Annotated in this window: 5 protein-coding genes; 2 read left to right on the top strand and 3 right to left on the bottom strand. The window is 31.4% G+C overall.

The genetic code is table 11. The features are described from left to right. Positions 1-239 precede the first annotated feature (239 nt). On the bottom strand, positions 240-1868 hold the full coding sequence (locus V5787_RS09565; protein WP_336893011.1) for a carboxyl transferase domain-containing protein: 1629 nt from the start codon (positions 1866-1868) through the stop codon (positions 240-242). A gap of 373 nt (positions 1869-2241) precedes the next feature. Here V5787_RS09565 and V5787_RS09570 point away from each other — a divergent pair, with 373 nt between their 5' ends. Continuing rightward, complete coding sequence (locus V5787_RS09570) at positions 2242-4314, top strand: family 20 glycosylhydrolase (RefSeq protein ID WP_336893012.1); 2073 nt, start codon at positions 2242-2244, stop codon at positions 4312-4314. A 264-nt stretch (positions 4315-4578) separates the two neighbouring features. Further along, positions 4579-5142 carry a CopD family protein gene (locus V5787_RS09575; RefSeq protein WP_336893013.1) on the top strand — a complete coding sequence of 188 codons (564 nt, stop codon included), beginning with the start codon at positions 4579-4581 and terminating at the stop codon, positions 5140-5142. Here V5787_RS09575 and V5787_RS09580 read toward each other — a convergent pair. Together V5787_RS09580 and recR are read right to left on the bottom strand one after the other, a co-directional pair. After that, positions 5139-6296 carry a glycosyltransferase gene (locus tag V5787_RS09580; RefSeq protein ID WP_336893014.1) on the bottom strand — a complete coding sequence of 386 codons (1158 nt, stop codon included), beginning with the start codon at positions 6294-6296 and terminating at the stop codon, positions 5139-5141. The two genes, V5787_RS09575 and V5787_RS09580, sit on opposite strands and share 4 nt — an antisense overlap. A 66-nt stretch (positions 6297-6362) precedes the next feature. Beyond that, positions 6363-6980, bottom strand: a complete 618-nt coding sequence (gene recR / locus V5787_RS09585; protein ID WP_336893015.1) for a recombination mediator RecR — start codon at positions 6978-6980, stop codon at positions 6363-6365. Between the last annotated feature and the right edge of the window lie 168 nt (positions 6981-7148).

The raw sequence follows: 7148 nt of genomic DNA on the forward strand, positions 1-7148 counted from the left end.
TCAAGAAAAACTAAACAATAGACCTAGAAAGATACTTGGATATAAAACACCAAAAGAAATGATGGATATTGAACTTAAAATTGTAACTTAGTAACATCATAAAACTAAAACGTTTTGTTGCGTTACAACCTTGAAGCCAAGTATTACTTGAATTTTAGTTTTAAAATCAAGAGGAAAACACATAAAAAGTCAGTATCCTAAAATACTGACCTTTTTTAATAAGTAGAATCAATGTTTATTTAAGCTTGAATAATTCCTAAATTGAATTTTTTTTCAATTGGAGCATTATCAGCAATTTCTATTCCAATGCTTATCCACTTACGAGTATCTAAAGGATTGATGACACCATCTGTCCATAATCTTGCTGCTGCATAATAAGGAGATGTTTGTTTGTCATATTTCTCTTCAATATATTTTAATATTTCAGCTTCTCTTTCTGGCGTAATAATCTCTCCTTTTTTCTTTAAAGAGGCCGTTTCAATTTGCAATAAAACTTTGGCTGCCTGTGTTCCACCCATCACGGCTAAACGAGCACTCGGCCATGCACAAATTAATCTTGGGTCATAGGCTTTTCCACACATAGCATAGTTTCCTGCTCCATAAGAATTTCCAATTGTAATGGTGAATTTTGGCACGACAGAATTACTAACCGCATTTACCATTTTTGCTCCGTCCTTAATAATTCCTCCGTGTTCAGCTTTACTGCCTATCATAAAGCCAGTTACATCTTGTAAGAAAACCAAAGGAATTTTCTTTTGATTGCAGTTAGATATAAACCGCGTTGCTTTATTAGCACTATCAGAATAGATAACTCCACCAAATTGCATTTCTTTTTTTGCGGTTTTAACCACTTTTCTCTGGTTTGCTATAATCCCTACGGCCCAACCATCAATTCTTGCATAGCCACAAATAATAGTTTTTCCAAACTTCTCTTTATAAGGTTCAAACTCAGAATTGTCAACCAAACGTTTTATGATTTCATTCATATCGTATTGATCGGTTCTCCTCTTTGGTAAGATTCCAAATATCTCCTCTTCGTTTTCTTTAGGTTTTTGTGGAACAACTCTGTTGTATCCCGCTTTTTCAGAACTTCCTATTTTGTCGATGATATTTTTTATAGTATCTAAAGCATCTTTATCATCTTTAGATTTATAATCAGTAACTCCAGAGATTTCACAATGCGTAGTGGCTCCACCCAAAATTTCATTATCTATGCTTTCTCCAATAGCTGCTTTTACTAAATAACTACCTGCCAAAAAGATACTTCCTGTTTTATCTACAATCAGTGCTTCATCGCTCATAATAGGTAAGTAGGCACCTCCTGCCACACAACTTCCCATTATGGCAGAAATTTGAGTAATTCCCATACTACTCATAATAGCGTTGTTTCTAAAAATCCTACCGAAGTGTTCTTTGTCTGGAAATATTTCATCTTGTAGCGGTAAATAAACACCAGCACTATCTACCAAATAGATAATTGGAATTTTATTTTCCATAGCTATTTCTTGAGCGCGAAGATTTTTCTTTGCTGTTATAGGAAACCAAGAGCCTGCTTTTACAGTTGCGTCATTTGCAACCACTATACATTGCCTACCCTTTATTTTTCCAATTTTAACAATAACACCACCAGAAGGACATCCTCCGTGTTCTTCATACATCTCTTTCCCTACAAAAGCACCGATTTCAATTGCTTCTCCTTCATTGTCTAATAAATAACTAATACGTTCACGTGCAGTAAGTTTTCCTTTTGCATGAATTTTTTCGATACCTTTTTCTCCACCACCTTTATAGACCTTTAAAAGTTTTTTTTTTAAATCTGTAGAGAGAAGCCTATTATAGTCTTCATTTGCATTGAATTTTATATCCATTATTATAGCTCATTTTACGAGGCTAAAGTACAAAAATGCAATCAATAAATGCTTTTTTGTTATTTTGGTTCAGAGCAAAATTCTATTTTTCACAATCAACCACCTACCCAACGAACTCAACTATAGACAGTTACCTACAAGGTGATTTATGTATCATGCTGATAATAAATAATTTATTTAAATGAATTCAGACAGTAAGATAATCTCTGTTTTTAGGCAAATAGAATCCCCTTGAATTCACATAAATTAAAAATCATCTCAGTTCTTGCTGTTTATCTCTCGGTCCATTTATTTTTTGATTTCTTAAATAAAAAGTATAAATTTATGGTTATTAACCACCTATTTCTAAATAATTATTAAAATGAATAAATTTATGAATACCATAAAAAAAGAAAGATCTGTTTTAATATTGTTGATACTTCTCATATCAATTTCCTGTACATATCAAGATGATAAATTAGGAGAATTTAATTTACTTCCACAACCACAAGAATTTAATATTTCCGGAATTAGCACTTTAAAGCATGGTGATATTCAAAAATATTTTTCGAAGAGTCAAAAAGAAATACCTGTTGGATTGAACTTACTAGAAGGAATAACTTTTTCAAGCAATGTATCAAAAGCACAACTTGTTTTTGAAATTGACGAATCAATTGATGTTAAGGCTGAAGGATATACAATAAATATTTCGGCTAATAAAGTTATTATTATAGGAAAAGATAAAGCAGGCTTATTTTATGGATTAAAGTCATTTGAACAATTATTGATAGATGCTAAGGAGCAAAATGTAAAATTGCCTTTGTGTATTATTACTGATTACCCTAAACTTGCTTATCGAGCAATACATTTGGATATTAAACATCATCTAGAAAAGACTTCATATTATTACGAGTTAATGGATAAACTTGCTGGTTATAAGGTGAATGCCCTAATAGTTGAAATGGAGGATAAAATCAAGTACAAAAGACGGTCAAAAATTGGTTCTGAAGATGCTCTGAGTATTGATGAATGGAAAAAACTAAGTACTTATGCTTATGAACGAAACATCTCAATAAGTCCATTAATCCAAGGATTGGGTCATTCTTCGTTTATTCTGAAGCATGACAAATATAATAAGTTGAGGGACGATCCAGAAAGTGACTGGGCCTTTAATCCTTTAGATCCTAAAACATATGAATTACAGTTTGATCTATATCTTGATGCTATTGACGCTACCCCACATGGTAAGTATTTACATATTGGAGGTGATGAGGTGTATACTACGGGAAGAAATAGTGGGAAGTCATCGTTAGAACTACAACTAATATGGTTGGATAAGGTGAGTAAATTTGTTGAGAAATACAATCGTATTCCTATTTTTTGGGATGATATGCCGTTAAAGCAAGCTGGAGTTTATAAAGCCATGTTTGATGAGAAATTGACAGAGGAAGAAGTTGATCAAATATGGGAAGAAAATGAACATAAGTTGCTTGAGTTTTTAGATTTATTCCCTAAGAATTGCATTTACATGCGTTGGAATTACAATTCATCCGATGCTATAGGAAACGGAAAATCAATGGAATGGTTTAGGAACCATGGAATGCAAGTTATGGGTGCGACTGCTGGGCAAACTAGATGGGTTTTGATGCCACAAAAAGAGAGTAACATTGATAATATCAGAGCCTTTTCCATCTCCTCTATCAACAAAAATTTAAACGGTTTGTTACTTACATTATGGGATGATGATTCACCTCATTTTGAATTGTATATGCGTGGAATTATAGCTTTTTCTGAATATACATGGTCTGGAGATAAAAGGTCTAAATCTACATTAAAAGCAGCTTACCGTCATAGAGAATTTTCAAATGAACTTTCTTCTGATGAATTTGGATTTATTGATAAACTGGAAAAACCTGTTGCCTTTTGGAAGAATGCTCTGTTAAATGGAAACTCTCGTAATTATTTAAAGAAACATAAAGACGCTATTCAAAAATTGGTAATCGATTTACCTAATAATGACAAGAAAGGGAAATGGACTAAAAAACATGAAAATCGATTGAAAAAAGCATCTAATGTTGTGAAATATTGCGATAGCATTAGCCTTAAAATTGATATAATGAAATCAAAAGCTAATAGAAATATTTATACACTCGAAGTGTACGAACAAGTAAATAAGTTGGTTCGTTTTTCTTGTAATGCTTTATTAAAATTAAAAAAGTACGACATTGCTAAAAGTAAACAAGACGTAAAAAACGCAATGAAAGACATTAAGAGTTTGTCTAATGAATTTGACGTCTTAAGAAAAGAGTTTGAAACGGTTTATGGTAAAACACGTATTCTAAACAAACCAGAAAATTATATCTTAGACCAAGACCATCATGTGCATTTGGCAAATCAATCTATTAATTTTGATTGGCAGTTTCTTGCAGAAATGTTATTTTTGGATAAAATTAGAAAAGAGATGTAATAATAAAATAAATATTCCAATTTTATCAATATGGTATACTTCACATGTGGGAAGCAAATATATGATTACCCACGGTATTCAACTTAGAGTCATACTCTCTTTACTTATTTTCATAAAGTAAATATATGAGGTATTGAAAATTTGATTAGAACTTAGTCAAAAAACCAATAATCATAACTTTTATCAACTTACATATATCTTATATAGTTACCATTGTCTAATTAATTGATACATTTGTTGTTCACAAAAAAACAAGAATTTCACATGGAATATTTATATCTAAAGGCTTTACACATCATTTTCATAGTAACTTGGTTTGCTGGGCTTTTTTATATTGTTCGATTATTTATTTATCATGTAGAAGCGGAAAGCAAACAACAGCCCGATAAGGGAGTTTTACAAAGACAATATAAAATAATGAGTAAAAGGCTTTGGTATATTATCACCTGGCCCTCAGCAATCCTAGCAAGTGTTTTTGCGTTTTGGCTTTTATATGAAAACTCAGGTCTTTTAAAGCAACCATGGATGTGGATTAAACTCTCTTTTGTTGTTCTTTTATATTTTTACCAATGGGGATGTCAAATTATCTATAAACAACTACAAAATGATATCATCAAATATAGTTCCGCTAAATTACGCCTTTGGAATGAAGTTGCAACGATTGTACTTTTTGCTGTTGTATTTCTTGTAGAGCTTCAAAATAATATTGATTGGATCTGGGGTGTGATCGGTATCTTTTCTTTTGGAAGCATCTTAATGATCATGGTTAAATTGTATAAAAAATCCCGCAAAAAAAGAAGTTGGGATGATTCAGAAAAAAACAACTAAAGTAAATTTATGATTTCTCCCCTTCCATCAGAGGAGTTACTTCCAATTACATAATGAGTATACTCCGAATGAATTTTATAATTAAGTTTTTCTGAATCTAACTGTGATATAATGTCGATTATTATCTCATAGGACAAAGTCGATTCATCAAACCAAACTTCTTCTATTGTGTTTTTTTTAATATATCTCTCAAGTTGCTTTATCGAATTGAATTGACCGAAGTTTAAATCCCTATGAATATCTTTGTCTATTGATACTTTTTTATCACCAACATATAGCACATTCTCTCGTTCTGAAATGATAATTACTGGGGCTACCAATCTAAGATACTTGAATAAATACCACAACCTTATACAACTTTTCACTCCAGTATCCTTAAAGAAATTTGATGTAAAGTGCTTTTTATAAAATATTTTCATGGCTCCATGAAAATATTTCAAATATTTTACATCTTTTTTTGTAGATTCTCCTTTGAAATGTATTGTTTTTGAGGTACCCAAATAATAGTTTTGACATCCCTTTTTTAATAATTTATAACTCAAATCGATATCTTCACCGTACATATAATAATCTTCGTCAAAACCTCCAACTTCCCTATAAATTTTTGTTTTTAAAAACATAAAAGCTCCAACGAGTACATCAACAGCACCTACTCCTTCTTGAGGAACATCATTTGCATAATAAACACCTTTATTTTTATCTTTTCCAAGAAAACGATTAAAAGAAGTTTTTAAAGTTGGAACTCCTCTTTTACTCTCCGGTAAATAAGTCCCAGTTCCATCAATCAATTGAACACCTACCGCACCTAAATTAGAAATCCCTTTTGAAAAACAAAACAACTCTTTAAACGTATTTTCTCCAACTACGGTATCAGGGTTTAAGATTAATAAAAATTCTCCTTTAGCAATTTCTACCCCCTGATTATTTGCTTTTGAAAAACCAACATTTTCCTTATTACAAATTAATTGTACATTTGGAAAGTTTTTAGAAACTAATTCACAACTATTATCACTAGAAGCATTATCTACAACAATAATCTCTGAAGTTAAGCTTGAGCATGCTTTCTCAACACTCTTTAGACATAATTCTAAAAAATTATATACATTGTAATTGACTATAACAACGGAAAGCTCTATGCTAGGTTTAAAAGGCAAGTAAGGTTATTGTGATTTTTAATAAAACGGAAATTCTTGAATAATATTGTATAATCTTTAAAATAATTACTGAACCAATGAATCACCAAAGGGAACTCTATTAACAATACTTCTTCCCAAAGTTACTTCGTCGGTATACTGTAGTTCATCACCCACTGAAATTCCTCTCGAAATCGTAGAAATGGTAACATTATACGTTTGCAACTGTTTATATATATAAAAATTAGTTGTATCACCTTCCATGGTCGAACTAAGTGCCAGAACAACCTCTTTAACAACTCCTTTTTTCACTCTTTCTATCAAGCTCTCAATAGTCAAATTATGAGGTCCTATGCCTTCCATTGGAGAAATCCTCCCCCCTAACACATGGTATAAACCTTTATATTGAACGGTATTCTCTACAGCCATCACATCACGAATATCTTCTACAACACATACAAGCTCTTCGTTTCTATTGTTACTTGAACAAATCTCACACAATTCAACATCCGAAATATTGTGACATTTTTTACACAATTTAACCTCTTCTACTAATTTAGTAAGGGAATTAGTCAAATGTTTTGTATGGGACTTGGTCTGTTTTAGTAAATGTAAAACCAACCTTAACGCAGTACGCTTTCCAATACCAGGTAACTGCGAAACCTCGTTTACAGCGTTTTCTAACAATTTTGAAGAAAAATTCATATTGCAAATATAATCATTTCATTAAGTAAATCTTGGATTCAAGGTTGTAACGCAACAAAACGTTTTAGTTTTATGATGTTACTAAGCTACAATTTTAAGTTCAATATCCATCATTTCTTTTGGTGTTTTATATCCAAGTATCTTTCTAGGTCTATTATTTAGTTTTTC

The organism is Flavicella sp. (genome assembly GCF_037132785.1).
GTDB lineage: Bacteria > Bacteroidota > Bacteroidia > Flavobacteriales > Flavobacteriaceae > Flavicella.